Origin of the sequence: Streptomyces rubiginosohelvolus, from assembly GCF_014649875.1 — a bacterium.
GTDB lineage: Bacteria > Actinomycetota > Actinomycetes > Streptomycetales > Streptomycetaceae > Streptomyces > Streptomyces rubiginosohelvolus.
This window is the reverse complement of sequence record NZ_BMTW01000014.1, coordinates 1-26,924: the sequence shown is the minus strand read 5'-3', so window position 1 is coordinate 26,924 and position 26,924 is coordinate 1. Positions and strand designations below refer to the sequence as shown.

General features: G+C 72.1%; 24 protein-coding genes. 17 read left to right on the top strand and 7 right to left on the bottom strand.

The window, feature by feature from the left end; translation table 11 throughout:
- Positions 1-2 precede the first annotated feature (2 nt).
- Positions 3-1,130, top strand: coding sequence for a nicotinate-nucleotide--dimethylbenzimidazole phosphoribosyltransferase (gene cobT / locus IE134_RS26055; RefSeq protein ID WP_030718756.1), 1,128 nt, complete (start codon positions 3-5; stop codon positions 1,128-1,130).
- Positions 1,131-1,289: 159 nt separating this feature from the next.
- Positions 1,290-2,072 (top strand): hypothetical protein, encoded by a 783-nt coding sequence (locus IE134_RS26050; protein ID WP_158634723.1) that lies wholly within the window; start codon positions 1,290-1,292, stop codon positions 2,070-2,072.
- Here the strand turns inward: IE134_RS26050 and IE134_RS26045 are convergent.
- Positions 1,970-2,734 carry a hypothetical protein gene (locus IE134_RS26045; protein WP_030718750.1) on the bottom strand — a complete coding sequence of 255 codons (765 nt, stop codon included), beginning with the start codon at positions 2,732-2,734 and terminating at the stop codon, positions 1,970-1,972. The two genes, IE134_RS26050 and IE134_RS26045, sit on opposite strands and share 103 nt — an antisense overlap.
- Positions 2,735-2,822: 88 nt before the next feature.
- On the opposite strand from IE134_RS26045, the gene IE134_RS26040 reads away from it, so the two are divergent.
- The 8 genes from IE134_RS26040 to IE134_RS26005 all read left to right on the top strand — a co-directional run bounded on the left by IE134_RS26040 (position 2,823) and on the right by IE134_RS26005 (position 14,293).
- Entirely contained in the window at positions 2,823-3,605 is a 783-nt protein-coding gene (locus IE134_RS26040; protein WP_189431909.1) for an adenosylcobinamide-GDP ribazoletransferase, read from the top strand.
- Positions 3,606-3,810: 205 nt separating this feature from the next.
- A complete protein-coding gene (locus IE134_RS26035; protein WP_030718740.1) occupies positions 3,811-5,358 on the top strand; it encodes a leucyl aminopeptidase in 1,548 nt (515 codons plus the stop codon).
- 333 nt (positions 5,359-5,691) lie between these two features.
- Entirely contained in the window at positions 5,692-7,080 is a 1,389-nt protein-coding gene (gene lpdA / locus IE134_RS26030) for a dihydrolipoyl dehydrogenase (protein ID WP_010057769.1), read from the top strand.
- Positions 7,081-7,142: 62 nt separating this feature from the next.
- A complete protein-coding gene (gene sucB / locus IE134_RS26025) occupies positions 7,143-8,924 on the top strand; it encodes a 2-oxoglutarate dehydrogenase, E2 component, dihydrolipoamide succinyltransferase (RefSeq protein ID WP_189431907.1) in 1,782 nt (593 codons plus the stop codon).
- 148 nt (positions 8,925-9,072) lie between these two features.
- Positions 9,073-9,696 (top strand): GntR family transcriptional regulator, encoded by a 624-nt coding sequence (locus IE134_RS26020; RefSeq protein WP_006123949.1) that lies wholly within the window; start codon positions 9,073-9,075, stop codon positions 9,694-9,696.
- 257 nt (positions 9,697-9,953) lie between these two features.
- On the top strand, positions 9,954-12,626 hold the full coding sequence (gene aceE / locus IE134_RS26015; RefSeq protein ID WP_030718732.1) for a pyruvate dehydrogenase (acetyl-transferring), homodimeric type: 2,673 nt from the start codon (positions 9,954-9,956) through the stop codon (positions 12,624-12,626).
- Positions 12,627-12,725: 99 nt separating this feature from the next.
- Positions 12,726-13,709: a helix-turn-helix transcriptional regulator gene (locus tag IE134_RS26010; RefSeq protein ID WP_030718729.1), complete on the top strand. Its 984-nt coding sequence runs from the start codon at positions 12,726-12,728 to the stop codon at positions 13,707-13,709.
- 62 nt (positions 13,710-13,771) lie between these two features.
- On the top strand, positions 13,772-14,293 hold the full coding sequence (locus tag IE134_RS26005) for a DUF4240 domain-containing protein (protein WP_030718725.1): 522 nt from the start codon (positions 13,772-13,774) through the stop codon (positions 14,291-14,293).
- Positions 14,294-14,303: 10 nt separating this feature from the next.
- On the opposite strand, the gene IE134_RS26000 is transcribed toward IE134_RS26005, so the two are convergent.
- On the bottom strand, positions 14,304-14,825 hold the full coding sequence (locus IE134_RS26000) for a GNAT family N-acetyltransferase (RefSeq protein ID WP_030718722.1): 522 nt from the start codon (positions 14,823-14,825) through the stop codon (positions 14,304-14,306).
- Positions 14,826-14,888: 63 nt separating this feature from the next.
- Between IE134_RS26000 and IE134_RS25995 the strand changes: the two genes are divergently transcribed.
- Both IE134_RS25995 and IE134_RS25990 read left to right on the top strand, forming a co-directional pair.
- Entirely contained in the window at positions 14,889-15,788 is a 900-nt protein-coding gene (locus IE134_RS25995) for a TIGR01777 family oxidoreductase (RefSeq protein ID WP_030718719.1), read from the top strand.
- Positions 15,789-15,948: 160 nt separating this feature from the next.
- Positions 15,949-17,391: an FAD-dependent oxidoreductase gene (locus IE134_RS25990; RefSeq protein WP_098896070.1), complete on the top strand. Its 1,443-nt coding sequence runs from the start codon at positions 15,949-15,951 to the stop codon at positions 17,389-17,391.
- 85 nt (positions 17,392-17,476) lie between these two features.
- On the opposite strand, the gene IE134_RS25985 is transcribed toward IE134_RS25990, so the two are convergent.
- Positions 17,477-19,093, bottom strand: a complete 1,617-nt coding sequence (locus tag IE134_RS25985) for an NsdA family TPR-like regulatory protein (protein ID WP_030718713.1) — start codon at positions 19,091-19,093, stop codon at positions 17,477-17,479.
- 313 nt (positions 19,094-19,406) lie between these two features.
- On the opposite strand from IE134_RS25985, the gene lipB reads away from it, so the two are divergent.
- From lipB to IE134_RS25965, 4 genes are all read left to right on the top strand, one after another.
- A complete protein-coding gene (gene lipB, locus IE134_RS25980) occupies positions 19,407-20,255 on the top strand; it encodes a lipoyl(octanoyl) transferase LipB (RefSeq protein WP_030718709.1) in 849 nt (282 codons plus the stop codon).
- Positions 20,256-20,481: 226 nt separating this feature from the next.
- Entirely contained in the window at positions 20,482-21,459 is a 978-nt protein-coding gene (lipA, locus tag IE134_RS25975; RefSeq protein WP_030718705.1) for a lipoyl synthase, read from the top strand.
- A gap of 269 nt (positions 21,460-21,728) precedes the next feature.
- Complete coding sequence (locus IE134_RS25970) at positions 21,729-21,929, top strand: SCO2195 family GlnR-regulated protein (protein ID WP_010057752.1); 201 nt, start codon at positions 21,729-21,731, stop codon at positions 21,927-21,929.
- 98 nt (positions 21,930-22,027) lie between these two features.
- Positions 22,028-22,735 (top strand): DUF4191 domain-containing protein, encoded by a 708-nt coding sequence (locus IE134_RS25965; protein WP_030718702.1) that lies wholly within the window; start codon positions 22,028-22,030, stop codon positions 22,733-22,735.
- Between the two features lie 131 nt (positions 22,736-22,866).
- Here the strand turns inward: IE134_RS25965 and IE134_RS25960 are convergent, their stop codons facing one another.
- The gene (locus IE134_RS25960) at positions 22,867-23,274 is read right to left on the bottom strand and encodes an RDD family protein (RefSeq protein WP_030583696.1); all 408 of its coding nucleotides are present in this window, start codon (positions 23,272-23,274) and stop codon (positions 22,867-22,869) included.
- A 297-nt stretch (positions 23,275-23,571) separates the two neighbouring features.
- Between IE134_RS25960 and glnA the strand changes: the two genes are divergently transcribed.
- Positions 23,572-24,981: a type I glutamate--ammonia ligase gene (gene glnA, locus IE134_RS25955; protein ID WP_010057746.1), complete on the top strand. Its 1,410-nt coding sequence runs from the start codon at positions 23,572-23,574 to the stop codon at positions 24,979-24,981.
- A 103-nt stretch (positions 24,982-25,084) separates the two neighbouring features.
- On the opposite strand, the gene IE134_RS25950 is transcribed toward glnA, so the two are convergent.
- From IE134_RS25950 to cpt, 3 genes are read right to left on the bottom strand one after another with little or no spacing between them, the layout of a single operon-like run.
- Positions 25,085-25,462 carry a cupin domain-containing protein gene (locus IE134_RS25950; protein ID WP_098018487.1) on the bottom strand — a complete coding sequence of 126 codons (378 nt, stop codon included), beginning with the start codon at positions 25,460-25,462 and terminating at the stop codon, positions 25,085-25,087.
- Positions 25,463-25,511: 49 nt separating this feature from the next.
- Entirely contained in the window at positions 25,512-26,078 is a 567-nt protein-coding gene (locus IE134_RS25945; RefSeq protein WP_030718680.1) for a GNAT family N-acetyltransferase, read from the bottom strand.
- Between the two features lie 52 nt (positions 26,079-26,130).
- The gene (gene cpt, locus IE134_RS25940; protein ID WP_030718677.1) at positions 26,131-26,664 is read right to left on the bottom strand and encodes a chloramphenicol phosphotransferase CPT; all 534 of its coding nucleotides are present in this window, start codon (positions 26,662-26,664) and stop codon (positions 26,131-26,133) included.
- Positions 26,665-26,924 lie beyond the last annotated feature (260 nt).

Sequence of the window (26,924 nt, the reverse complement as noted above, 5' to 3'; positions counted from 1 at the left end):
CCGTGAACCTGGACGACTTCTCCGACCTGATCCAACGCCCCGACGGGGGTGTGCGGCGCGATGCCGAGGAGCGGCGCGAGCGGCTGACCGTCCCCCCGGGGGCGCTCGGGCGCCTGGACGAACTGGGCGAGTGGCTCAGCGCCGCGCAGCAGTCCGTGCCGGTCAGGGCCGTCGAGCAGCCGCGCCTGGTGCTCTTCGCCGGCGACCACGGGGTGGCGGAGCTGGGCGTCTCGGGCCGGCCTGCGGGCGGCGCGTACGAGCTGGTGCGGGCGGTCCTGGACGGGTCGAGCCCGGTCGCGGTGCTGGCCCGGCGGTTCTCGGTGCCGACGCGGATCGTGGACGTCTCCCTGGACTGCGGTCCGGAGCTGCTGCCCGAGTCCGTGGTGCGGCACCGGGTGCGGCGGGGTTCGGGGCGGATCGACGTCGAGGACGCGATGACCGCGGAGGAGGCCGAGCAGGCGATCCGCCTCGGCATGGCGATCGCCGACGAGGAGGCGGACTCCGGCACCGATCTGGTGGTGCTCGGCGACCTCAGCGTGGGCGGCACAACGGCCGCGGCCACCCTGGTCGCCGCGCTCTGCGGAACGGACGCCTCCGTGGTGACCGGGCGCGGCGGTGCGGGCATCGACGACCTGGCGTGGATGCGCAAGTGCGCGGCGATCAGGGACGCGTTGCGCCGGGCACGGCCGGTGCTGGGCGACCAGGTGGAGCTGCTGGCCACCTCGGGCGGGGCGGACCTGGCGGCGATGACGGGGTTCCTGCTGCAGAGTGCGGTGCGCCGGATGCCGGTGATCCTGGACGGGGTCGTCTCGGCGGCCTGCGCGCTGGTGGCGCAGCGGGCGGCGTTCCGGGCGCCGGACTGGTGGCTGGCCGGTCAGGTCAGCGGGGAGCCCGCACAGTCGAAGGCGCTGGACCGGATGGCGCTGACCCCGCTGCTGGACCACGGGGTGACGGTGGGCGAGGGCAGCGGTGCGCTGCTGGCCCTGCCGCTGGTGCAGGCCGCGGCGGCGCTGGCCGCCGAACTCCCGGAGCGTGAGCCGGAGAAGGCCGAGGACGAGGACGAGGGGGCCGAGGCCGAGGCAGAGGAGGCGTCGGAGGACGAGGACGCGGCGGCCGTCGACCGGGCCTGAGCGCCGCTCCCCCACCGCGCGGACGAGAGCGGCGTCACTCCGTCGCCGCTCAACTTCACGCTGCCCCGGTCCGTCTTCGGTAGGGATCCGCCCTCAGGGGGGACCCGACCGACCGACTGACCGACCGGGGGCCCGTTCCATGCTGTTCGTGACGAGCGGATGAGCCTTTCCCCGGCGCTGCACCGGGCGGCGGTACGGGAGTGGGGACCGCTGTTCACCGCCGTACGGCAGCGGCTCGCGGAACACGGGGTGCGGGCGCTCGCGCTGACGCTGACCGCGGTGGCGCTGACGGCCGCGATCCAGGTGACGCAGAACCAGGCGTGGGGCTACGGGCCGGTGCGGAGCCTCGGAGCCGTACGGGCCGAGGACCCGCTCCCGCTCGCCCTCCTGCGGACCCCGCTGTCGCTGTTCGTGCCCGCGCTCGATCTGCCGGTGTGGGGCGCGCTGGCCCAGATCCTGCTGGTGTTCGGGGTGGCGGAGGTGTGCCTGGGGCGGTGGCGCACGCTTGCGGTGGCGTACGGGGCGACGCTGGCGGGGACGCTGTACGCCCGGATCGGCGTCGCCCTCGGGCCGGGGACGTTCCTGGGGCTGCCCGCCGCGGACGCGCAGGTGGTGGACACCGGCCCGTCGGCGGCGGTCGTCGGGCTCGCGGTGTACGTCTGCCACCAGCGGCGCGCCTGGTTCACCGGGGCGCTGGTGGTCCTCGCGATGGTGGTGGAGGTCCTGGTCAAGGACAACCTGGCGGGCCGTGAGCATCTGGCCGCGATCACCGCCGTCCTGGTGGTGTGCGGCGTACGGGAGTGGCGCGGGCGGCGGCGCGGTGGGCAGGACTGCGGCGGTCAGGACTTGGGGCCGGGCGGCAGCGGGACCCGGTCCGGGGCGCCGCCGATGAGGTCCTGGAACTTCCGGCGGGGCCCGGCCCAGCGCACGTCGTGGTGGTAGGCCCGCAGCATCGCCCGGGAGCGGGCCCGGTGGCGGTGGGGGTAGAAGCGCCGGGCCCAGAGCGAGGTGGGGCGGGCCAGCCGGATCGCGCCGACCAGCGCGACGAACGGGACGAGGGTGCCGAGCACCGCCATCCGGAGCTTCCCCTTGAACAGGCAGATCAGGACGAAGCAGAAGTTGATCACGTACGTCGCGATGAGGCCGAGCCTGCCCTGCTGTTCCTCGTCGGTGACGTCGTCGACACCGAGCGGGGAGAAGCCGGCCAGGACCAGCAGCACCAGCGAGGCGGTCAGCACCACCACCTCCACGCTCTGGCGGCCCTCCTCGGTCCAGTACACGTCGTCCAGATGCAGGATCAGGGCGAACTCGTCGAGCACCAGACCGGCCCCCACCCCGAAGATCACCGCGAACACCCCGGCGGCCACCCCGTGCCGCCCGCTGGCCACCGCCCCGAACCCGCCGACGACGGAGAGGACGACCCCGGGCACCACGTGGTGGATGTGCACCCCGCCGGGGGTGATGTTGCGGAACGGGCCCTTCCCGGCGCGGATCATGCGGGTGATGGTGCGCGTGATCGCGAAGGTGAGGACGAAGGCGGCCAGCGCGAGGAGCAGCGGCAGCTTGCCCGGCTCCGCGATGTTCTCGTGCCACCAGTGACCCATGCCACCCACTCCCGATACGTCAGGTTTCGCGGCGTTCGGCGCGTTTCGCCCAATCTATCGGTGCGGCCCAGCGACTAGCCTGCGCGCGGTGACCTCCCTGAACAGCCACGGCATACGTTTCGCCTTCGGCACCCTGACCGTGCTCCCGGTCCGGGTGACCCGCTGGGACCGCGCGACCGCCCGCTCCGGCATGCTCTGCGCCCCGCTCGCCGGGCTGGTCGTGGGGGTGCTCGCCGCCGCCCTCGGTTCGCTGTCGCTGCTGGCCGGCTCGGGGCCGCTGCTCGCGGCGGTGGCCTCCGTCGCGGTGCCGGCCGCCCTCACCCGGGGGCTGCACCTGGACGGTCTCGCGGACACGGCGGACGGCCTCGGCAGCGGGAAACCGGCCGAGGACGCACTGCGGATCATGAAGCAGTCCGACATTGGGCCGTTCGGTGTCATCACGCTGCTCCTGGTGCTGCTGGCGCAGGTCGCGGTCCTCTTCGAGCTGTACGGAGAGGGCTGGGCGCACGGGGCCCTCGGGACCGTCGTCGCGGCCGTCGCCGCCCGCCTGGCGCTCACCCTGGCGTCCCGTCAGGGCGTCCCGGCGGCCCGGCCGGAGGGGCTCGGGGCGACGGTGGCGGGCACGGTTCCGGCCGGGCGGGCGCTGCTCGCGGCGGTGGTGACGGTCGCCTTGTGCGCGGCGGCGGGCGCCCTGTTCGGGCCGTCCGGGGCGCTGCACCACGGGCTCGCGGTGCTCGGCGCCCTCGCCGCCGCCGAACTGCTGCTGCGGCACTGCGTACGGCGGTTCGGCGGGGTCACCGGGGATGTCTTCGGAGGCGTCGAGGAGACCGCGGCGACAGCGGCCCTGGTGGTGCTGGCGCTCGGGGGCTGACGGGGCGGCACTCCCCGCAGGACGGCCGTTTCCCGACCGCCTTACCGGTCAGAAGGACCGTCGGGAAGGCCGCCGCCGTCACGGAGCAGGAACTGCGCGCGTAGGCTCATTCCCGGCACATCGTCGGGGCGTCTACGATGCGCCGGGCACGGTCGGCCCACCCCTCGGCCGCACACGAACTCAACGGAAGCGAGATTTCACCACCGTGACTGCTCTCACTCTCAGCACTGCCGGTGCGGCGACGCTGCGCGCCGACGCACTCGTCGTCGGCGTCGCCAAGGGCGTCAAGGGACCGGTCCTGGCACCCGGCTCCGAGGCCGTGGACAAGGCGTTCGACGGCAAGCTCGCCGCCGTCCTCGCGACCCTGGGTGCCACCGGTGCCGAGGGCGAACTGACCAAGCTGCCCGCCGCGTCCGGCCTCAAGACCCCCCTCGTCGTCGCGGTCGGCCTCGGTCCGGTCCCGGACAAGGAGGACGCCTACGACGCCGAGGCGCTGCGCCGCGCGGCGGGCACCGCGGCCCGTGCGCTGTCCGGCTCGAAGAAGGCGGGCTTCGCGCTGCCCGCCGGCTCCGTCGAGGACGCCGCCGCCGTCGCCGAGGGCGCGCTCCTCGGCTCGTACGCCTTCACCGCCTACCAGGGCGGCGAGAACAAGCTGGCCCCCAAGGACGCCAAGTCCAAGGACAGCGGCCCGAAGCAGCCGCTCGCCGAGGTGACCCTGCTCGGCGGCAAGCCGCGCGACAAGGGCTACAAGGCGGCCGTCGAGCGCGCCCTGGCCCTGGTCGAGGAGATCAACCGGGCCCGCGACCTCATCAACACCCCGCCGAACGACCTGTACCCCGAGTCCTTCGCCGCCGTGGCCACCGCCGCGGGCAAGGAGCACGGCGTCAAGGTCCAGGTCCTCGACGAGAAGGCCCTCGTCAAGGGCGGCTACGGCGGCATCCTCGGTGTCGGCCAGGGCTCCGCGAACGGCCCGCGCCTGGTGAAGCTCGCCTACACCCACCCGAAGGCGGAGAAGACCCTGGCCTTCGTCGGCAAGGGCATCACCTACGACTCGGGCGGCATCTCGCTCAAGCCGGCCGGTCACAACGAGACGATGAAGTGCGACATGAGCGGCGCGGCCGCCGTGTTCGCCGCCGTCGTCACGGCCGCCCGCCTCGGCCTGAAGGTCAACGTCACCGGCTGGCTGGCGCTGGCCGAGAACATGCCGTCCGGCAACGCCACCCGCCCCGGTGACGTGCTGCGCATGTACAGCGGCAAGACCGTCGAGGTCCTCAACACCGACGCCGAGGGCCGGCTCGTCCTGGGCGACGCGCTCACCCGCGCCTCGGAGGAGAAGCCCGACGCGATCGTCGACGTGGCGACCCTGACCGGCGCGATGGTGCTGGCGCTCGGCAACCGCACCTTCGGCATCATGGCCAACGACGACGCCTTCCGTACGTCGATCCACGAGATCGCCGACGAGGTCGGCGAGGCCTCCTGGCCGATGCCGCTCCCCGCCGACCTGCGCAAGGGCATGGACTCCCCCACCGCCGACATCGCCAACATGGGCGAGCGGATGGGCGGCGGCCTGGTCGCCGGTCTGTTCCTGAAGGAGTTCGTGGGCGAGGGCATCGCCTGGGCGCACCTGGACATCGCGGGCCCGGCCTTCCACGAGGGCGCCCCGTACGGCTACACGCCGAAGGGCGGTACCGGCTCCGCGGTCCGCACCCTGGTGCGGCTCGCCGAGCGCACCGCCGACGGCGACCTGGGCTGAGCGATCAGCCGTGTACGGCCCCGGGCATAGGTCCGGGGCCGTACGTGTTGTCCGGGCGGAACCGGTGAGAAGGAGACAGGGTTTCGCTCTCGACGAACAGCAGCGGAATCCGTAGGTATCTACGCAGCAGTAACCCTCCGGAACGGACGATCATCCGTCCCGGACCCGGGCCCCGCGTCCCGCCCACCGTCGACAAGTGCGAAGATGGGTTCTCGGCAGGACAGGGCCCCCACCACAGGGCCGAAGACAAAAGCGGCCGCACACCAGCCGACCGGCCGGTCACACCCCAGCGACGGGGCCCGGCGTACGGCGCACATGCATGGAGGACGTGACGTGGCGAACGACGCCAGCACCGTTTTCGACCTAGTGATCCTCGGCGGCGGCAGTGGCGGTTACGCCGCGGCCCTGCGCGGAGCGCAGCTGGGCCTGGACGTCGCCCTGATCGAGAAGGGCAAGGTCGGCGGTACCTGCCTGCACAACGGCTGCATCCCCACGAAGGCCCTGCTGCACGCGGGCGAGATCGCGGACCAGGCCCGTGAGTCGGCCCAGTTCGGCGTGAAGGCCACCTTCGAGGGCATCGACATGGAGGCCGTCAACAAGTACAAGGACGACGTGATCTCGGGCCTGTACAAGGGTCTGCAGGGTCTCATCGCCTCGCGCAAGGTCCACTACATCGAGGGTGAGGGCAAGCTCTCCTCGCCCACCTCGGTGGACGTGAACGGCCAGCGCATCCAGGGCCGCCACGTGCTGCTGGCGACCGGCTCCGTGCCGAAGTCGCTGCCCGGCCTGGAGATCGACGGCAACCGGATCATCTCCTCGGACCACGCGCTGAAGATGGACCGCGTCCCGAAGTCGGCCATCGTGCTCGGCGGCGGCGTCATCGGCGTCGAGTTCGCCTCGGCGTGGAAGTCGTTCGGCACCGAGGTCACGATCGTCGAGGGCCTCAAGCACCTCGTCCCGGTCGAGGACGAGAACAGCTCCAAGCTTCTTGAGCGCGCGTTCCGCAAGCGCGGCATCAAGTTCAACCTCGGCACCTTCTTCGACAAGGCCGAGTACACGCAGGACGGCGTCCGTGTGACGCTGGCCGACGGCAAGACCTTCGAGGCGGAGATCCTCCTCGTCGCGATCGGCCGCGGCCCGGTATCGCAGGGCCTCGGTTACGAGGAGCAGGGCGTCGCGATGGACCGCGGCTATGTCCTGGTCGACGAGTACATGCAGACCAACGTCCCGACGATCTCGGCCGTGGGCGACCTCGTCCCCACCCTCCAGCTCGCCCACGTCGGCTTCGCCGAGGGCATCCTGGTGGCGGAGCGTCTGGCCGGTCTCAAGACCGTCCCGGTCGACTACGACGGCGTGCCCAAGGTGACGTACTGCCACCCCGAGGTCGCCTCCGTCGGCATCACCGAGGCGAAGGCCAAGGAGATCTACGGCGCGGACAAGGTCGTCGCCCTCAAGTACAACCTCGCGGGCAACGGCAAGAGCAAGATCCTGAAGACCGCGGGCGAGATCAAGCTCGTCCAGGTCAAGGACGGTGCCGTGGTCGGCGTCCACATGGTGGGCGACCGCATGGGCGAGCAGGTCGGCGAAGCCCAGCTGATCTACAACTGGGAGGCGCTGCCCGCCGAGGTCGCCCAGCTCATCCACGCACACCCGACGCAGAACGAGGCGATGGGCGAGGCTCACCTGGCGCTGGCCGGCAAGCCCCTCCACGCCCACGACTGATCCCCCGGTCCCGGGCGCGACGACCGACCACTTCCGCATTTTCGTAAGGAGCAACTGAAACCATGTCGGTTTCCGTAACCCTTCCGGCGCTCGGCGAGAGCGTCACCGAGGGCACTGTCACCCGTTGGCTGAAGGCCGAGGGCGAGCGCGTCGAGGCCGACGAGCCGTTGCTCGAGGTCTCGACCGACAAGGTCGACACCGAGATCCCGGCCCCCGCGTCCGGCGTTCTGTCGTCCATCAAGGTCGCCGAGGACGAGACCGTCGAGGTCGGCGCCGAGCTGGCCGTCATCGACGACGGCTCCGGCGCTCCGGCCGAGGCCGCGGCTCCGGCCGCCGAGGAGGCCCCGGCCGCCGAGGCTCCGGCCCCCGCCGCCGAGGAGCCCGCCGCACCGGCCCAGGAGGCACCCCAGGCCGAGGCCCCGGCCGCCTCCGGCGGTTCCGCCGAGGGCACCGACGTCACCCTCCCCGCGCTCGGCGAGAGCGTCACCGAGGGCACCGTCACCCGCTGGCTCAAGGAGGTCGGCGAGGAGGTGGCCGAGGACGAGCCGCTGCTCGAGGTCTCCACGGACAAGGTCGACACCGAGATCCCCGCCCCGGTCGCCGGTGTGCTGCTGGAGATCGTGGTCGGCGAGGACGAGACCGCCGAGGTCGGCGCCAAGCTCGCCGTCATCGGCGCCCCGGGCGCGGCTCCGGCCGCCGCTCCGGCGCAGCCCGCCGCCCCGGCCCAGGAGGCCCCGAAGGCCGAGGCCCCGAAGCAGGAAGAGGCTCCGAAGCAGGAGGCTCCGAAGGCCGAGGCGCCCAAGCAGGAGGCCCCGGCTCCGGTCCAGGCCCCGTCGGCTCCGGCCGCCCCGGCCCCGGCGCAGCCCGCCCCCGCCGCCCCGGCCCCGGCCGCCCAGGCCGCGCCCTCCGGTGACGACGGCGCGTACGTCACGCCGCTGGTCCGCAAGCTCGCGTCCGAGAACAACGTGGACCTGAGCTCGGTCAAGGGCACCGGCGTCGGTGGCCGTATCCGCAAGCAGGACGTCGTCGCCGCCGCGGAGGCCGCCAAGGCCGCCGCCGCAGCCCCGGCGCCCGCCGCTGCTCCGGCCGCCGCCAAGGCGCCGAAGCTGGAGGCCTCCCCGCTGCGCGGTCAGACCGTCAAGATGACCCGGATGCGCAAGGTCATCGGCGACAACATGATGAAGGCCCTGCACTCGCAGGCCCAGCTGACCTCGGTCCTCGAGGTCGACATCACCAAGCTGATGAAGCTGCGCAACCAGGCCAAGGCCGCGTTCGCCGCCCGTGAGGGCGTCAAGCTGTCCCCGATGCCGTTCTTCGTGAAGGCGGCGGCCCAGGCGCTGAAGGCCCACCCGGTCATCAACGCCCGGATCAACGAGGACGAGGGCACCATCACGTACTTCGACTCGGAGAACATCGGCATCGCCGTGGACGCCGAGAAGGGTCTGATGACCCCGGTCATCAAGGGTGCGGGCGACCTGAACATCGCCGGTATCGCCAAGAAGACCGCGGAGCTCGCGGGCAAGGCGCGCGGTGGCGGCCTGACGCCGGACGACATGTCCGGCGCCACCTTCACCATCAGCAACACCGGTTCGCGCGGCGCCCTGTTCGACACCGTCATCGTCCCGCCGAACCAGGCCGCCATCCTGGGCATCGGCGCGACGGTCCGCCGTCCCGTGGTCATCGACCACCCGGACCTCGGCGAGACCATCGCGGTGCGCGACATGACGTACCTCTCGCTCTCCTACGACCACCGTCTGGTGGACGGCGCGGACGCCGCCCGCTACCTGACGTCGGTCAAGGCGATCCTGGAGGCGGGTGAGTTCGAGGTCGAGCTCGGCCTCTGAACGCCCCGGCTGTAACCAGCCTCACCAGCGGCGCCCCCGCCCGGAACCCTTCCGGGCGGGGGCGCCGCCGTATTGTCTAAACACCACGGGCGACCTGCCGCGCCCGTGATGATGTAGGCAGCACCGGTCTGCCCTGAAGGAGCCCTCCATGACCCCGCCCGTCGTCCACTCGCTGCGCGAACAGATCCGCGAGCACATCGTGGAGGGGATCGTCAGCGGGCGCTGGAAGCCGGGTGAGCGGATCGTGGAGCGCCGCATCGCCACCGAGCTGGAGGTCAGCCAGACCCCGGTGCGCGAGGCGCTGCGGGAGCTGGAGACGCTCCGGCTGATCGAGTCGGCCCCCAACAAGGGCGTCCGGGTCCGCAATCTGACCGCCGCCGACCTGGAGGAGAGCTACCCGGTCCGGGCCGGCCTGGAGCAGATCGCGGCCGAGCTGGCCGCCCCACGGCTCGGCCAGGACTGCTCGGCGCTGGAGCCGCACGTGGCCGCGCTGTACGAGGCGGACCGGCTGGCCGACGGCGAGGCCCAGGTGCGGCACACGGTCGGCTTCCACCGGGAGATGGTGCGGGCCGCCGGGAACGCGGTGCTGCTGCACACCTGGGAGGGGCTGGGCATCGAGGTGTTCACGGCGCTGTCGATCCGCTGGCTGGGCACGGTGCAGAAGTCGTACGCGGAGGAGCACCAGGCGCTCATCGACGCGTTCCTCGCCGAGGACCCGCAGATCGGGGCCCTGGTGAAGGCGCACGTGCTGGGCTGCGCGCCCCGCGCCTGAACCACCGGATCATTTGGCGTGCGGCCTGCTCTTCCGTGCAGGTCAGCGCCCTTTTTGCGCACTATTTCGCGTCACTCCGTGCCCTGTTTCGAGGCACCCCATGCCACTTTTCTTCGTATCGAGAAGTTTTGCCTTCAATCCTTTGATCGATCATCGATCAGCGTCTTACAGTTCATTTCGCGGGCCCACCGGCCCCATCGCTCTGTCCTGCCAGATAGAGCCTTCTCCACCCCCCTCCTCTCCGGAAGGCGGCGATCATGACCGACCCCGTAGGAAAGCTTCCGAGCGAGCTCGACCAGCTCCCGGACCGTGACCCCGAGGAGACCGCCGAATGGGCGGCCTCCCTCGACGCCGTCACCAAGGCTGCCGGCCCGCACCGCGCCGCGTACCTGATGCGCCGCTCGCTGCAGCACGCCGAGGGCGCCGGTCTCGCGCTGCCCAAGCTGCTGGAGACCGATTACGTCAACACCATCCCGACCGCCGCCGAGCCCGCGTTCGACGGCGACCTGGAGATGGAGTCGAAGATCACCGCGTGGAACCGCTGGAACGCGGCCGCGATGGTGACCCGGGGCGCCCGGTACGGGGTCGGCGGCCACATCGCCACCTTCGCCTCGGCGGCCTGGCTCTACGAGACCGGCTTCAACCACTTCTTCCGCGGCAAGGAGGGGGACGGCTCCGGCGACCAGCTCTACATCCAGGGCCACGCCTCCCCCGGCATCTACGCCCGCGCCTTCCTCGACGGGCGGCTGAGCGAGCAGCAGCTCGACCACTTCCGCCAGGAGTCCGGTGGCGAGGGCCTGCCCTCCTACCCGCACCCGCGGCGGCTGCCCTGGCTGTGGGAGTTCCCCACCGTGTCGATGGGCCTCGGCCCGCTCTCGGCCATCTACCAGGCGCGCTTCAACCGCTATCTGGCCAACCGCTCCATCAAGGACACCGCCAACTCGCACGTCTGGGCGTTCCTGGGCGACGGCGAGATGGACGAGCCCGAGTCGACCGCCGCCCTGGCCCTCGCGGCCCGTGAGCAGCTCGACAACCTGACCTTCGTCATCAACTGCAACCTGCAGCGCCTCGACGGCCCGGTCCGCGCCAACTTCCGCGTGGTCCAGGAGCTGGAGGCGCAGTTCCGCGGAGCCGGCTGGAACGTCGTCAAGACGCTCTGGGGCAACGCCTGGGACGAGCTGTTCCAGCTGGACACCCAGGGTGCGCTGCTGCGCCGCCTGCGCGAGGTCCCGGACGCGCAGTTCCAGACGTACGCCACCCGCGACGTCGCCTACATCCGCGAGCACTTCTTCGGCACCGAGCCCGCCCTCGTCGAGCTGGCGAAACTGCTCACCGACGCGAAGATCGCCGAGTGTTTCTACACCTCGCGCGGCGGCCACGAGGCCCGCAAGGTCTACGCGGCGTACAAGGCGGCGGTCGAGCACAAGGGCGCGCCGACCGTGATCCTGGCCCAGACGGTCAAGGGCTACACGCTCGGCAAGGGCTTCGAGTCCAAGAACGCCAACCACCAGATGAAGAAGCTGTCGATCGACGAGTTCAAGGGCATGCGCGAGCTGCTCGGCCTCCCGATCCCCGACAGCGCCTTCCAGGACGGTCTGGTCCCCTACGGCCACCCCGGCGCCGACTCCCCCGAGGTCCGCTACCTCCAGGAGCGCCGCGCCGCGCTCGGCGGCCCCGCCCCGGCCCGCCGGCTGCACGCCTCGGCGCCGCTGCCGCAGCCCGAGGAGCGCGCGTTCAAGGCCCTGTACAAGGGGTCCGGCAAGCAGGAGATGGCCACCACCATGGCGTTCGTCCGCCTGGTGAAGGACCTGATGCGGGACAAGGAGACCGGCAAGCGCTGGGTGCCGATCGTCCCGGACGAGGCCCGTACCTTCGGTATGGAGTCGCTGTTCCCGTCGGCCGGTATCTACTCGCCGCTGGGCCAGACGTACGACCCGGTCGACCGCGACCAGCTGATGTACTACAAGGAGGCCAAGGACGGCCAGATCCTCAACGAGGGGATCACCGAGGCCGGCGCCATGGCCGACTTCATCGCCGCCGCCACGTCGTACGCGACGCACGGCGAGACGATGATCCCGTTCTACATCTTCTACTCGATGTTCGGCTGGCAGCGGACCGGCGACCAGATGTGGCAGCTCGCCGACCAGCTCGGCAAGGGCTTCATCGTCGGCGCCACGGCGGGCCGGACGACCCTGACGGGTGAGGGCCTCCAGCACGCGGACGGCCACTCGCACCTGATCGCGGCCACCAACCCGGCCTCGCTCAACTACGACCCGGCGTTCGCGTACGAGGTGGCGGTGATCGTCAAGGACGGTCTGCGCCGGATGTACGGCCCCGACGCCGAGGACGTCTTCTACTACCTGACGGTCTACAACGAGCCGAAACCCCAGCCCGCGATGCCCGAGGGCGTCGAGGAGGGCATCGTCAAGGGCCTGTACCGCTTCAAGGAGGGCACGCCCGCGACGGCGGACGCGCCGCGTCTCCAGCTGCTGGCCTCCGGTACGGCGATCCACTGGGCCCTGGAGGCCCAGGAGTTGCTGGCCGCCGACTGGGGTGTCACGGCCGACGTCTGGTCCGCCACCTCGTGGGGCGAGCTGCGCCGCGACGCGCTGGAGGCCGACGAGGCGCTGCTCCGCGGTGAGGTGCAGGTCCCGTACGTGACGCAGGCGCTCTCCGGCGCGCCGGGCCCGGTGCTCGCGGTCAGCGACTGGATGCGCCAGGTCCCGGACCAGATCAGCCAGTGGGTGGAGCAGGACTGGTCCTCGCTCGGCACGGACGGTTTCGGCCTCTCCGACACCCGCGACGCGGCCCGCCGCCACTTCGGCGTCGACGCGCAGTCGATCGTGGTGGCCTCGCTGGCCCAGCTCGCCAAGCGCGGCGAGGTCCCGGCCTCGGCGGTCAAGGAGGCCCGGGAGCGCTACGGCCTCTGAGCCGTCGGCGTGACCTGACCCCCGGTCGCCGGGGCGGAAGTGCCCGACAGCGCTTCCGCCCCGGCGGCCGGGGGTTTTCGCCGCCGTCACAATGGGCTCATGCGCGCTGCCCGGCTGATCAAGATGGTGCTGCTCCTGCAGGCCCGCCCCGCGATGACCGCCGCCGAGCTGGCGGCCGAGCTGGAGGTGTCGGAGCGTACGGTCACCCGGGACGCGCAGGCCCTGTCCGACGCGGGCGTCCCGGTGTACGCGGAGCGCGGCCGGGCCGGCGGATACCGGCTCGTCGGCGGCTACCGCACCCGGCTGACCGGTCTCGCCCGGGACGAGGCGGAGGCACTGTTCCTCTCCGGGCTGCCCGCGGCGCTGCGCGAGATGGGCCTGGAGGACGCGGCGTCGGCCGCCCGTCTCAAGGTGTCGGCGGCGCTCATGCCCTCCCTGCGCGACGCCTCGTCCTCCGCCGCCCGCCGCTTCCACCTGGACGCGCCCTCCTGGTACCACGAGCCGGAGACCCCGGAACTGCTGCCCGCGATCGCCGACGCGGTCTGGGACGACCGGCTGCTGCGGGTCCGCTACCGCCGGGGCGGGGGCCGCGACCACGCCGGTACGGAGGTGGCGCGGGAGCTCGCTCCGTACGGTCTCGTCCTCAAGGCAGGTGTCTGGTATCTCTGCGCCCGGGCGGGCGAGGACTTCCGGGTCTACCGGATCGACCGCTTCACCGCCGTGGAGGCGGCCGACGAGCGCTTCGAGCGGGACGAGAGCTTCGACCTGCCCGGGTTCTGGGCGGAGCGGGCCGCCGGTTTCGCCCGGTCCCTGCTGCGTACCGAGGTGACCGTACGGGTGTCCGAGCGCGGCGGGCGGATGCTCGCGTACGCCGGTGACCGGGCGGCGGCCGCGGCGGCGCTCGCACAGGCCTCGGAGCCGGGCCCGGACGGGTGGCGGACGCTTACGCTGCCGGTGGAATCCCTGGATGTGGCGTACGGCCAGCTGCTGGCGCTGGGACCCGAGTTGGAGGTGGTGGCGCCCGAGGAGCTGCGGGCGCGGTTCACCGAAGCGGCCGAACGCCTGCGCGAGTTGTATCGCTGAAAGGCTTCAATTCGGTGTCTGCGCGTGCGGGAGCCCCCGGCAGGCTGGATGCTGGACCCGTGATGGACGAAACGGAATTCTGGGAGATCATCGACAGCACTCGCGAGGCCGCCGACGGCGACCCCGAGGACCACGCCGACCTGCTGGTGGAACGGCTGACGCAGCTCGATCCCGATTCCGTGCTGGACTTCGCCCGGCACTTCGAGGCCCGCTACAACCGCGCCTACGCCTGGGACCTGTGGGGGGCCGCGGCGGTGCTCCTGGGCGGGGCGAGCGACGACGCGTTCGACTACTTCCGCTGCTGGCTGATCGGCCAGGGCCGGGAGGTCTTCGAGGGGGCGCTGCACGATCCGGACGCCCTGGCGGAGCTGCTGGACGACTTCGACGAGGAGATCGACGGGGACGGCGAGGACCTGGGCTACGCGGCCGACGAGGCGTACGAGCAGCTCACCGGGGTGGTCGCGCCGGACCTGGGGCTTCCGCCGCAGCCCGCCGAGCCGCTGGGCTCGCCCGTCGACTTCGAGGACGAGGAGGCGCTCGCCGCCCGCTTCCCCGAGCTGTGGGACCGCTTCGGGCCGCGGTGACGACCGGCGCTCAGGCGGGGCCGAGCGAGCGGCCCATGCAGACGTCGTCGACGTAACGCCCGTTCAGGAAGAACTCCCCGGGCAGCACCCCTTCGACGGCGAAGCCCTCGGCGGCGTACAGCGCGCGGGCGGGCGTGTTGTGGCCGAGCACCCGCAGCGTGATCCGGTTGGCGCCCTGGCGGCGGGCCTCGGCGAACGCGGCCCGCAGCAGGGTCCGCCCGACCCCGGCCCCGCGCGCCCAGGTCGCCACGGCGAGCCCCTTTATCTGGCGGACGTGGGCGTTGGAGGCGAGCGGGGTGGGCGGGACGAGCCGGATGTACCCGGCGATGCCCACCTGACCGTCCGGCGTCTGTGCCTCCACCACGAGGAAGTCCTCCGGCCCGTGCCCCTCGTCGAAGAAGGGCTCGTACGGAGGCACCGGCCTCGGCAGGACCGCGTGCAGCGTCGACCAGGTGGACCGGTCGAGCTCGGCGAGCGCGTCGTCGTCGGCGGGTACGGCGGGGCGGACGGGGCGGAGTGCGAGTGCGGCCATGGGGGTCACTGTGTCATGGGGTGTTCCCGGTGTTCGAGGCGTTTGATGGGGCAGGATGGGCCCATGCCGAGCTCCCGTATCGCCGTCAGCGGATCGTCCGGACTCATCGGAGCGGCGCTGGTGCGCTCGCTGCGCGCCGACGGGCACGAGGTGGCCCGCCTGGTGCGCCGGCCCGCCAGAACCGGCGACGAGGTCGAGTGGGACCCCCAGCGGGGTTACGTGGACGTGGCCGGCCTCGTGGGCTGCGACGCGGTCGTGCATCTGGCGGGGGCAGGCGTGGGCGACCACCGCTGGACCGAGGAGTACAAGCGGGAGATCCGGGACAGCCGGGTCCTGGGAACCGCCGCCGTCGCCGAGGCCGTCGCCTCGCTCGACACCCCGCCCCGGGTCCTGCTCTCCGGGTCCGCCATCGGCTTCTACGGCGACACGGGGAGCTCCCCGGTGGACGAGGGCGCGCCGCCCGGGGACGGGTTCCTGCCGTCGGTCTGCGAGGAGTGGGAGGCGGCCACCGCCGCCGCCGAGGAGGCGGGGGTACGCACCGTGCACGCCCGGACCGGACTGGTCGTCGGCCGCGAGGGCGGTGCCTGGGGGCGGCTCTTCCCGCTGTTCAAGGCGGGGCTCGGCGGGAAGCTGGGCAGCGGCCGCCAGTACTGGAGCTTCATCGCCCTGCACGACCATGTCGCGGCGCTGCGCCACATCCTGGACACGGAGTCGCTGACCGGGCCGGTGAACCTGACCGGGCCGAGGCCGGTAACCAATGCCGAGGTGACCGCAGCGATGGGCCGGGTACTGCGCCGTCCCACGCTGTTCCCCGCGCCGGCGCCCGCGCTGAAGCTGGTGCTCGGGGAGTTCGCGGAGGACGTGCTGGGCAGTCAGCGGGTGATCCCGGCGAAGCTGCTGGACTCCGGCTTCTCGTTCGCCTTCCCCGACATCGACGGGGCGATCCGCGCCGCACTGCGGTGAGCGGGGCGGGGCGCGTGTGCGACCCCGTGCCCCGGTGCTCCCCGGCGCGCGTCTGACCCAGTATCAGCCATCCTCCTAGCCTCGATGCGAACTCCGGCTTTCCGGGGACCTGTTGGGGGCAAGAACCCCCCACCAGTCGCACCGACTCGGGGAGGGGCACGTGCGCAGCACGGCACATCACGCAGACGTGATCATCATCGGGGCCGGAATAGCCGGCCTGTCAGCGGCCCATCTGCTGACCGGGGCGGGGCTCGGCGTCAGTGTTCTGGAGGCCGCGCCCCGGGTGGGCGGCCGGCTCGCCACCGACGCGGTGGACGGCTTCCGGCTCGACCGCCTCGGCCCGCTGCTCTGCACCTCCTGGCCCGAGCTGACCGGCACCCCGGGGCTCGGCGCCCCGGAGCTGCGGGAGTTCGCACCGGGGGTCCTGGTCCACAGCGAGGGGCGTCGCCATCTCACCGGCGACATACGGAGCGCGAGGGGCGCACTCAAGGCGGCACGCACCCGATCGAGCGCCCCCTGGGCCCACCGCGCCCCGCGCACGCCCCGCGTAGTCCGGGGTTCCGCGGCTGCCGGGGCTCCTGCGGCCTCCGGCGCCGCCGGTTCGGCGCAGGGCGTGTACGGGCACGAGATCGGCACTCCGGCGCGCGGTGGCGGCCGGGGCGGCGTGGTGACCGGCGCGATCGACCGGGCCCGGCTGGGCGCGGCGCTCCACCGGCTGGCTCTGATTCCGGAGGCCCGGCTGCTGGCCCGCCCGGAGCGAACGGCCGCCGACGCCCTGGCCGGGGTGGGGCTGCCCGGCCGCACGGTGGACGGCATCCTGCGCCCGCTGCTGGCCGCGCTGCTCAGCGACCCCGCCCTGACCACGTCGAGCCGGTCCGCCGATCTGGCGCTGCGGGACTACGCGCGCGGCGGCCTGTGCGTACCCGCGGGCGGATCGGCGGCGCTGCCGGAGCTGCTGGCGGCCGCGCTGCCACCGGGCACGGTCCGGACCGGGGTGCATGTGACGGCCGCCGACATCACCTCCGTACGCACCAAGGAGCACGGCGAACTGGGGTGCCGCTCCCTGCTGCTGGCGACCGGAGCGGGGGCCGCGGCGGAGCTGCTGCCCGGGCTGCGGGTGCCGTCCTTCCGCCCGGTGACGGTCCTTCACCACACCGCGCCCGCCCCGCCGCCCACGGGCAGGTCGCTGGTGCTGGACGGCGACCGGTCGGGCCCGGTGGCGTACACCTCGGTGATGAGCGAGGTCGACCCCTCGCGCGCGCCGGAGGGCCGGACGCTGATCACCTCCACGGTGCTCGGGACCCCGCCGCCGGACCTGGACCGGTCGGTGCGGACGCATCTGGCGGCGCTGTACGGCGTACCGACGGACGGCTGGGAGCTGCTGGCGGCCCATCACGACCCGGAGGCGGTGCCCGCGATGGAGGCCCCGCACGATCCGCGCCGCCCGGTGCGGGTGCTGGCCGGGCTGTACGTCTGCGGCGACCACCGCGACACGAGCACGGTCCAGGGCGCGCTGCACTCGGGCCGCCGGGCGGCCGGGGCGATCCTCACGGACCTGGGCGTCCGGGGCGCGTACGAGGGTGGCCTGCCCCGGGCCGCATGAGGCCGGGGCTGCCGGAGGCGGCGTGACGCGGTCGCCGTACGGGCCCCGGGGCCCGTGTCGCTCGTCCCGCCCGGCCTCTGCGGGCTCAGCCGAGGGCCGCGACCCGGTCGCGGTAGCCGCGTACGGCGACCGCGTCCCGGTACGGCTCCAGGCTGCGCTCGAAGGCGCGGACGTACTCCGTGGCGCGCACCGAGCGCATCTCGGCCGCCTGCTGGGCCGCCTCCGCACCGAGCTGGCAGGCCTGCTCCAGCTCGCCGAGCCCGAGACGGGCCGAGGCGAGGACCACCCGGCAGAACAGCCTGCTGCGGGCGTACGCCGGGGCGCGCAGCGCGAGCGACCGCTCGGCGTGCTGGGCGGCGGCCCGGTACTGCTGGAGGTCGCGGTGGCAGTGGCCCAGCTCGTCGGCGAGCTGCGCCTCGTCGAAGGTGCGGGCCCAGTGCGGCGCCTCGTCGCCGGGGCGCGCGGTCTCCAGGGCGTGTTCGGCGCGGGTCAGCGCGGCGGTGCAGGAGCGGGCCTCGCCGAGCACCGCGTGGCCGCGCGCCTCGACGGCGTGCAGCAGTGCCTGGACGAGGGGCGGGGCGGCCGAGCCGATGCCCTGCTGGGCGACGCGGGCGAGCTGGACGGCTTCCCTGCCGTGCCCGAGGTAGACCGCCTGGCGGCTCATCGTGAGCAGCACGTAGGCGCCGTAACCGCGGTCCCCGGCGGCCTGGGCGAGCCGGAGCGCCTGGACGAAATACCGCTGGGCGAGGCCGTGGGCGGCGATGTCGTACGAGGTCCAGCCGGCCAGCCGGGTCAGGTCGGCGACCGCGGCGAACAGCCGCCGCCCGGTCGTCTCGCCGTACGTGCCCCGGAGCATCGGCTCGGCCTCGTGCTCCAGATACCGGACGAGGGCCTGCCGGGCGTGCCCGCCGCCGTAGGCGTGGTCCAGGGTGCGGAAGAGCTCGCCGACCGAGCGCAGCGCGGCGACGTCCCCCGTGCCGACCCGCTGGCCGGGGCCGCGGTCCGTCTGGCGCTGGCGCGGGACCACGGGCAGCGCACCGGCCCCGGGGTGCGCCCCGGCGGCGGGCGGGTGCGTGGCGGGCGGGTGCGTGGCGGCGGGCCCCGACGGGGTGGGCCGGTGCGGTCCGGCGGGAGGTCGTGCCAGGGTGCGGGCCTCTGTGCGCGATGCCCCGTCCGTACGTCCCGGGTCCATGCGCCCCGCGGCGACGCCCCCGGCCTCTCCCCCGGCGCGGCGGGCGGCCCCGCCGTCCCGGGCCACCCATTCGTCGGCCCGGCCGATCAGCCAGTCGCGGCTGGGGACGACGAGTCCGGCGGGCGTGAAGGCGATCTTTCGCAGCTCCGTGTGCGTACCGGAGTCCTTGCGCCACAGGCCGCTGACGATGTCGACGGCCTCAGCGGGGGTGGCCGCGAACTCCAGTCCCGCGTAGACGGGGGCGCAGGCGTCGAGCCCGAGGTCCTGCGCGGAGAGCCGTCGGCCGAGCCGCCGGGTGAACACCTCGGCGATCAGCGCGGGGGTGGTGCCGCGCGGCTGCTGTCCCCGCAGCCAGCGGGTGACCGAGGTCTTGTCGTACCGCAGGTCGAGGCCGTGTTCGAGGCCGAGCTGGTCGACCCGGCGGGCGAGGCCCGCGTGGGAGAACCCGGCTTCCGCGATGAGTGAGGCGAGTCGGCGGTTGGGCGTGCGCTGCGAGGGTCGTTCCGACATCAGCTGTACGGTCTCCTGCCTTCGGGGCCGGACGGGCAGCCCTCATGGGAACGGCGCGAATTTAGCGGCCACCGGGGCGGTCACTGCCACCCTTTGCTCCACGTTCATCCGATCGTGTGAGGATTCCGGACAGAGCTGACGGAAACGCCCGACACATGAGTGCGCGACCGGCGTGCGCGCGGAACAGCCTTTCCACCTGCCGGAGGGCTGTTCGGGCGACGGTCGTACAGTGGATGGGGGCGCGATCAGTGCAGGGCACCGTCATCCCGGGGACACCCCTCCGGGCCTGCGGGGCCCACAGAGGGAGGCATCGGTGAGCGAGCTGCGGTTCGTCCGTCTGGGCTTCGGCGAACAGGCCGTCGAATACACGGAGGCCTGGCAGAAGCAGCGCGAGGTGCACGCGGACCGGTTCGAGGACCGGGTGCCGGACACCTGTCTGCTCCTGGAACACCCGCCCGTCTACACCGCGGGGCGTCGTACGGCCGACAGCGAGCGTCCGCTCGACGGCACCCCCGTCATCGACGTGGACCGGGGCGGGAAGATCACCTGGCACGGCCCGGGCCAGCTCGTCGGCTACCCGATCCAGAAGCTGCCGCGTCCGGTCGACGTCGTCGCGCATGTGCGCCGGCTGGAGGACGCGCTGATCCGCACGGCCGCCGACTTCGGCGTGGAGACCTCCCGGGTCGAGGGCCGCAGCGGGGTCTGGGTGCTCGGCGACCCGGTCGAGCAGCGCCAGGCGCTGGGCGGGCTCTCGCTGGACTTCGACCCGAGGCTCCAGGACGAGGAGTTCGACCCCCGGCTGAACGGCCCGGAGTACGCCCCGTCCAACGCGGGCCAGCGGCGCGAGGACCGCAAGCTGGCCGCGATCGGCATCCGGGTCGCCAAGGGCGTCACGATGCACGGCTTCGCGCTCAACGTGAACCCGGACAACACCTGGTTCGACCGGATCGTCCCGTGCGGCATCCGGGACGCCGGGGTCACGTCCCTCTCGGGCGAACTGGGCCGGGAGATCACGATCGAGGAGGTGCTGCCGGTCGTCGAGAAGCATCTGCGGGACATCCTGGAGAACGCGCACCTCGCACCGCGCGAGATCGAGCGGCCCGAGGCTTCGGTCCCGGCGCCACAGGCTTCGGTCCCGGCGGTCCCGGCGGTCCCGGCGTGAGGAGCCGCGGCCGCGCCGGCCGGGGAACCACGGGCCCTACCGACCAGTAGGCCGTCCGGGGAATAGGCCCCGTCGGCCGCAGGTTGGCCAGACGTAGGGCCGTTCGATGTAGGCGCGTACCCTGGTGTTCGCCGAAGAATCCAAAGTGAATCCCTCGCGCATCGCTCGCGCATCCCACGCGAACCCGACGCGAATCCAACGCAGCAGAGAGCAAAGGGGAGCCGGAGTGTCCGCTGTCGCACCCGACGGGCGCAAGATGCTGCGCCTGGAGGTCCGGAACAGCCAGACCCCCATCGAGCGCAAGCCCGAGTGGATCAAAACGCGGGCGAAGATGGGCCCCGAGTACAAGCAGCTGCAGCAGCTGGTGAAGGGTGAGGGCCTGCACACGGTCTGCCAGGAGGCGGGCTGTCCCAACATCTTCGAGTGCTGGGAGGACCGCGAGGCCACCTTCCTCATCGGCGGCGACCAGTGCACCCGGCGCTGCGACTTCTGCCAGATCGACACCGGCAAGCCGCAGGCGCTGGACCGTGACGAGCCCCGCCGCGTCGGCGAGTCCGTCGTCACGATGGACCTGAACTACGCCACCATCACCGGCGTCGCCCGCGACGACCTGGAGGACGGCGGGGCGTGGCTGTACGCGGAGACCGTCCGCCAGATCCACACGCTCACCGCGGAGCGGGAGGCCGGCGCGACCAAGGTCGAGCTGCTGATCCCCGACTTCAACGCGGAGCCCGAGCAGCTCGCCGAGGTCTTCTCCTCGCGCCCCGAGGTGCTCGCGCACAACGTGGAGACGGTGCCGCGGATCTTCAAGCGGATCCGCCCCGGCTTCCGTTACGAGCGTTCCCTGGAGGTCATCACCCGGGCCCGCGAGGCCGGTCTGGTGACCAAGTCGAACCTGATCCTCGGCATGGGCGAGACCCGCGAGGAAGTCAGCGAGGCGCTCCAGGACCTGTACGACGCGGGTTGCGAGCTCATCACGATCACGCAGTACCTGCGCCCCTCCGTACGGCACCACCCGGTCGAGCGCTGGGTGAAGCCGATGGAGTTCGTCGAGCTGAAGGACGAGGCCGACGCGATCGGCTACTCCGGCGTGATGTCGGGTCCGCTGGTGCGGTCCTCGTACCGCGCGGGGCGGCTCTTCCAGCAGGCGATGGACGCGCGCGGTGCCGCCACCGGGACCGTCCAGGCCGCCCAGGCCGTGTGAATCCGCTCACGAGCGGCCACCACGCCCGCGCCGCATGACCGAAGCGGTCCGGACGCTCCCCGCAGGTGAGGGACGCGTACGGACCGCTTCGGCGTGCGCGGCACCGGAATCAAGGCTTCATTGGTGTTTGACCGCCCGGTCACGCGCTGGTAACACCGAGCAGTGACCCTAGGTACACGTGCGGCAGCGACTCCAGCAGCCGCCGCCGTCACTGCTTCCCGCACTCATCCGCGCCACCGGGCGCATCCATTCCGAGGGGGAACACCACGATGCAGGCCGCACCGGTCCGCGCCCACGCCCTTCCGTCCGTCACCACCGCCCTGCGCGCCGTCGAGTCGCTGCTGCTGAGCAGCGGCCAGCGCACCGCCCGCCGCAACGCCTGGACGGCCGTCCTGGAGGACCGCCGCCGCGCCAAGGACCGGGTGGAGGCCCAGCACGTGCTGGACGCGGTGGCCGGCCACCGCTCCTAGGCGGCTCCTCCCGTCCTGGGGCCGTCCCGGGTCGCTCGCGCGTACCCGGACCGCTCCCACGTTCCTGGGTCGCTCCCTCGCCACGTAAACTTCAGTACATGGCGAGGAAGGCAAAAACTGAAGGCGCGGACAGCGCCGAGAACGCGGGGCGACTCAAGCAGATCGCCCTGACCTACAAGATGACCAGGCGGACCGACAGCAAGATCGGTCTTGTCGTCGCAGGTGTCGGAATCGTCACGTTCGGTGTCCTCCTCGGCATCGGCTTCGCGATCGGCCACCCGGTCTATCTGGGCATCCTGGGCTTCGTCCTGGCCGTCCTCGCGATGGCGATCGTCTTCGGCCGACGCGCCGAGCGGGCGGCCTTCGGTCAGATGGAGGGCCAGCCCGGAGCGGCGGCCGCCGTCCTGGACCGGATCGGACGCGGCTGGACGACCACCCCCGCGGTGGCGATGAACCGCAGCCAGGACGTCGTCCACCGGGCGGTCGGCAAGGCCGGCATCGTCCTGGTCGCCGAGGGCAACCCGAACCGGGTGAAGGGCCTGCTGGCGGCCGAGAAGAAGAAGATGGCCCGCATCGTGGTGGACGTGCCGGTGCACGACATCATCGTCGGCAACGGCGAGGGCCAGGTGCCCCTGAAGAAGGTCCGCACCAAGATGCTGAAGCTCCCCCGCGTCCTGACCGGTCCGCAGGTGACCTCCACCAACGACCGGCTGCGCGCGATGGGTGACCTGATGAGCAACATGCCGCTGCCGAAGGGCCCGATGCCGAAGGGCATGCGGATGCCGCGCGGCGGAAAGATGCGCTGACCGCGACCTACGGAAACGGGGCGGCCCCAGGACCTTCGCAGGTCCGGGGCCGCCCGTTTCGCATGGGCGCACGTCTCAGGGGTGCACGGGAGGATTCACATCCGGACCTGGATTCACATCCGGATCCGGACTCACATCCGGATCTGGACGGAGCGCGACAGCCGGTCGTGCAGACCGCGCCCGTCGCGGTCCCAGACCAGCGCGGGGATGACGAGCAGGAGCAGGACGGTCCGTACGGCCACGCGCACGAACCCGAGCCGCCCGCCGTCGTCGGCGACCACGCGCACGCCCAGCAGCCGCTTCCCGGGCGTGCAGCCGACGGTGCCGACGGTCAGCAGGCTCATCACGAGGAAGATCCCCAGGGCCCAGTTGCCCGCCGCCTGCTGGTCACCGCGAGCGAACAGCCCGTATGCGATCAGCATGCAGAGGGTCCAGTCGATGAAGATGGCTCCGAAGCGCCGGCCGAGCGGCGCGATCGAGCCGGGCCCCTCCTCGGGCAGCCCGAGGCCCTTGCCCCGGTAGCCGAAGTCGGCGCCCATCTCCTCGGCGGCCGCGCGGGGCCCCGAGAGCCACGATCCGATTGCTTGCCTGTTGTCCACCCGTCCACGGTACTGCGCCCGGGTTTGGGCCCGGCCGGGCGGGGCACGGAAACAGCCGCACGGAGAGCGCCGCTGAGATGCCGCCCACCACCGCCCCGGTTAACTTGGGCGAAACAAATGGGTCACGCTTGAGAAATCGAGCCTGCCTATGGTCGGGTCCAGCGTGCGCCACCGCACTGGCCGCACCACGAGTTACACAACCCCCGCCCCTCCCGGGTCGGGAGGAGGAGGAGTTGGATGTTCCAGAACGCCGACGAAGTGCAGAAGTACGTAGCGGACAACGACGTCAAGTTCATCGATGTCCGGTTCTGCGACCTGCCCGGGGTGATGCAGCACTTCACGATCCCGGCAGCGTCCTTCGACCCGGCCGAGGAACTGGCCTTCGACGGTTCGTCGATCCGCGGCTTCCAGGCCATCCACGAGTCCGACATGGCGCTGCGCGCGGACCTGTCGACGGCTCGGGTGGACCCCTTCCGCCGCGACAAGACCGTCAACATCAACTTCTTCATCCACGACCCGATCACGGGCGAGCAGTACAGCCGTGACCCGCGCAACATCGCCAAGAAGGCCGAGGCGTACCTCGCCTCGACCGGCATCGCGGACACCGCGTACTTCGGCCCGGAGGCCGAGTTCTACGTCTTCGACAACGTCCGCTTCCAGACGTCGGCGAACGAGAGCTTCTACCACATCGACTCCGAGGCCGGCGCCTGGAACACCGGTGCGGTCGAGAACAACCGCGGTTACAAGGTCCGCTACAAGGGCGGCTACTTCCCGGCCCCGCCGGTGGACCACTTCGCCGACCTGCGGGCCGAGATCTCCCTGGAGCTGGACAAGAACGGCCTCCAGGTCGAGCGCCAGCACCACGAGGTCGGCACCGCCGGCCAGGCGGAGATCAACTACAAGTTCAACACGCTGCTCGCCGCGGCCGACGACCTGATGCTCTTCAAGTACATCGTGAAGAACGTCGCCTGGCGCAACGGCAAGACCGCGACCTTCATGCCGAAGCCGATCTTCGGCGACAACGGCTCGGGCATGCACGTGCACCAGTCGCTGTGGCAGGGCGGCTCGCCGCTCTTCTACGACGAGCAGGGTTACGCCGGCCTGTCGGACATGGCGCGCTACTACATCGGCGGCATCCTGAAGCACGCCCCGTCGCTGCTGGCCTTCACCAACCCGACGGTGAACTCCTACCACCGCCTGGTCCCCGGCTTCGAAGCCCCGGTCAACATGGTGTACTCGCAGCGCAACCGCTCCGCCGCGATGCGCATCCCGATCACCGGCTCGAACCCGAAGGCCAAGCGCGTCGAGTTCCGCGCCCCGGACCCGTCCTCCAACCCGTACCTCGCGTTCTCCGCGCTGCTGATGGCGGGCCTGGACGGCGTCAAGAACAAGATCGAACCGGCCGAGCCGATCGACAAGGACCTCTACGAGCTGGCTCCCGAGGAGCACGCCAACGTCCAGCAGGTCCCGACGTCCCTCCCGGCCGTGCTCGACGCCTTGGAGGCGGACAACGAGTACCTCCAGGCGGGCGGCGTCTTCACGTCCGACCTGATCGAGACCTGGATCGACTACAAGCGCACGAACGAGATCGCCCCGATCCAGCTGCGGCCGCACCCGCACGAGTTCGAGCTGTACTTCGACATCTAGGAAGACCTTCCGGGGCCTCCGCGCTCCGAATCACCGTGGGCCCGCCACCTCCAGCTGGAGGTGGCGGGCCCACGGCCGTACGGTCTCCGGGCGGGCTGCCGAGTTACGCCCGATCCCTCTCCGGCACCGCATAGCCCGGCACGGACGGCCAGCGCACCGTCAGGACCACCGATTCCTCCTCCGCGAACCATGAGTGATCGACACCGTGCCCCCACACGACGTAGTCGCCCTGCTCCTTCAGCAGCACGTCACGGCCCGGCAGTTCGACGCGGAAGCGGCCACTGATGAGGACCAGGAGAGCCGTGCGTGCCTCGCCCCTCACCCACTGCGCTCGCCTGTCGGCACGAGGGTGGACGCCCCATTTGATCTCCACGGCCTCGCTGTGGCGTGGGTCGCCGACGTCCTTGAAGTGCCCGAGGAGCCATCCTCGGTCCAGTGCCGCGTCCTTGCCCGCGTTGCCCACGTACACGCTGTCGTTCACGTGGGGGACGCTAGCAGTGGCGGTTCCTCACAGCGGGGCATGGACGTCCTCACCGCAGCAGCGGCCGCGCCCGTCCCGCCCAGTACTCGTCCGCCGTGATGCCCAGCAGGACCACGTCGTGGTACGCGCCCGCGAAGTACTCGTGCTGGCGCAGACGGCCCTCCTCCACGAAGCCGAGTTTGCGGTAGAGGGCCAGGGAGGCGTCGTTGAAGGCGTAGACCTCGACCTCGCACTTGTGGCAGCGCTGTTCGGCGAACATGTAGGTGAGGACCAGTTCGGTGGCCTCGGCGGCGTAGCCCTGGCGGCGGTGTTCGCGGGTGACCTCGATGCCCGTGCGGAAGCGGCCCGCCCGGGTGTCCGTCTCGCCCACCGACACCGCGCCGACGAAGGCGTGCTCGAAGCGGGTCTCGATGACCAGTTGGTACGAGGCCGGGTTCGGGGTGCGGCCGGCGCGTTCGGCGGCCCAGGCGCGGAAGCTCTCGTCCGAGCGCGGGGGTTCGACGACGTCGGCGTTGCGGGCGTCCACGGTGTGCAGGGCCAGGGCCCGGAAGCCCTCCCAGTCCTGGGGTTCGATGCCTCGCAGGCGTACTCGCTCGCCGGTCCACAGGTCGGTCATCTCGCTCCAGCCAGGGGTGAGGGGGGTAGGGGCAGGTCGGGCAGTCGGTCGGTCAGGCTACGTGGAGGGCGATCGTCCTCGCGCAGGCCAGGGACTCCGTGTGTGTCGTGTCCACTTCCAGGTCGTACGACACCCCTCGGTGCACCTTCTCCGCCTGTGCTGCGGCCATGCCCCTCGGGCGGTCTCCCCGGGCGATCTCGCGGGCCTCGGCGACCGCCCCCTCGCAGTGGACGCCCACCCACAGGACGTTCAGGCCCGTCAGCGCCTTCCGCCACGGTTCCTGGGAGGCGGGGCCGCCGAGGAACACGTCGTCGATGATGACCTTTGCGCCCGCCCGGGCCGTCGCGGCCACGCCCTCGCGCCAGGCCGCCTCCAGTCTCCGGAACTCCTCGCCAATGGCCACGCCGCCGTCCGCCGCGAACTCGATGCCTTCACCTGCCGACTTCAGGGACGCGGGCAGGGAGTCCACGAAGGTGTCGATCGCGGCGGCGAGCCACGGGGTCGGTAGCTCCGCCTGGAGGCAGCGGACGATGCCGGACTTGCCGGAGCTGGAGCCGCCGTTCAGCACGATCACCTGGGTTGTCACCCGGACACGGTAGAGGCAATCCGGGCCGTGTTCGAGGCGTTTTCGGGGGCGTCCGCCGCTTGCGGCCAGGGCGTGTCCGAGAACGGGGATCGGGCCGGGTCATGGCTCTCGCATGCGTACGGAGTTATGGCTAGGCTCAAACGCATGCTCAAGCGGCTTCCGTTCGACGAAGCGTTGCGCTCCACCGTGGGCGTCCCCGAGCGGAGCAAGCTTCTGGACAGCAGTCCGCGGTCACGGGTGTGGCGGGTCCGGCTGGCCGA

Coding starts and splice junctions, on each gene's coding strand:
- IE134_RS26050 (WP_158634723.1), top strand. CDS start 1,290: ATGAGCCTTTCCCCGGCGCTGCACCGGGCGGCGGTACGGGAGTGGGGA.
- IE134_RS26045 (WP_030718750.1), bottom strand. CDS start 2,734: ATGGGTCACTGGTGGCACGAGAACATCGCGGAGCCGGGCAAGCTGCCG.
- sucB (WP_189431907.1), top strand. CDS start 7,143: ATGTCGGTTTCCGTAACCCTTCCGGCGCTCGGCGAGAGCGTCACCGAG.
- IE134_RS26020 (WP_006123949.1), top strand. CDS start 9,073: ATGACCCCGCCCGTCGTCCACTCGCTGCGCGAACAGATCCGCGAGCAC.
- aceE (WP_030718732.1), top strand. CDS start 9,954: ATGACCGACCCCGTAGGAAAGCTTCCGAGCGAGCTCGACCAGCTCCCG.
- IE134_RS26010 (WP_030718729.1), top strand. CDS start 12,726: ATGCGCGCTGCCCGGCTGATCAAGATGGTGCTGCTCCTGCAGGCCCGC.
- IE134_RS26005 (WP_030718725.1), top strand. CDS start 13,772: ATGGACGAAACGGAATTCTGGGAGATCATCGACAGCACTCGCGAGGCC.
- IE134_RS26000 (WP_030718722.1), bottom strand. CDS start 14,825: ATGGCCGCACTCGCACTCCGCCCCGTCCGCCCCGCCGTACCCGCCGAC.
- IE134_RS25995 (WP_030718719.1), top strand. CDS start 14,889: ATGCCGAGCTCCCGTATCGCCGTCAGCGGATCGTCCGGACTCATCGGA.
- IE134_RS25985 (WP_030718713.1), bottom strand. CDS start 19,093: ATGTCGGAACGACCCTCGCAGCGCACGCCCAACCGCCGACTCGCCTCA.
- IE134_RS25970 (WP_010057752.1), top strand. CDS start 21,729: ATGCAGGCCGCACCGGTCCGCGCCCACGCCCTTCCGTCCGTCACCACC.
- IE134_RS25965 (WP_030718702.1), top strand. CDS start 22,028: ATGGCGAGGAAGGCAAAAACTGAAGGCGCGGACAGCGCCGAGAACGCG.
- IE134_RS25960 (WP_030583696.1), bottom strand. CDS start 23,274: ATGGGCGCCGACTTCGGCTACCGGGGCAAGGGCCTCGGGCTGCCCGAG.
- glnA (WP_010057746.1), top strand. CDS start 23,572: ATGTTCCAGAACGCCGACGAAGTGCAGAAGTACGTAGCGGACAACGAC.
- IE134_RS25945 (WP_030718680.1), bottom strand. CDS start 26,078: ATGACCGACCTGTGGACCGGCGAGCGAGTACGCCTGCGAGGCATCGAA.